The 658-nt window shown below is 70.2% G+C and carries 1 protein-coding gene; it reads right to left on the reverse strand.

Annotated features, from left to right (window positions below):
• On the reverse strand, positions 1–658 hold a 658-nt coding region (locus DAT37_RS28645; protein ID WP_157978760.1), incomplete at both ends, for an FAD-binding protein.

A 658-nucleotide genomic window follows, 5' to 3' on the forward strand; every position in this document is an offset into this window, starting at 1 on the left:
ACGCCCGACGCCGAGTGGCCGCCGCACAGGCCGATCTCGGAGATGTGCATCTCCACGTCGTGCGTGCGGTAGTCGTGGCCACGGCCGGCGTGGAACGTGCCACGAGTGGGTCGCTCGGTCGAGTGCAGGATGTTCTCCACCGCGCTGATCGTCTCGTCCGGCAGGTGGGTGAGCTTGAGGTAGATCGGCCCCCGGGCGGAGTCGATCTCGGCGGCCACCTCGGCCATCATCTGGCCCGACCAGTAGTCGGAGTCGACGAACCGCTCGCCCCGGTTGTTCACCTGGTAGCCGCCGAACGGGTTGGCCACGTAGGCGCAGGCCGGGCCGTTGTAGTCCTTGATCAGCGGGTTGATCTGGAAGCACTCGATGCCGCTGAGCTCGGCGCCCGCGTGGTAGGCCATGGCGTAGCCGTCGCCGGCGTTGGTGGGGTTCTCGTAGGTGCCGTAGAGGTAGCCGCTGGCGGGCAGCCCGAGCCGGCCGCACGCGCCGGTCGCGAGGATCACCGCTCCGGCCGAGACCGTGACGAACCGCCCCGACCTGGTGTCGAACCCGGCGATCCCGGCCGCCCGGCCGTCCACGGTGAGCACGCGCACCGGCATCACCCGGTTCTCGATGCGCACCTTGTCGCGGATGTCGCGGCGGCGCAGCACCCGGTAGA

The organism is Nocardia aurea (assembly GCF_003123685.1).
Taxonomy (GTDB): domain Bacteria; phylum Actinomycetota; class Actinomycetes; order Mycobacteriales; family Mycobacteriaceae; genus Nocardia; species Nocardia aurea.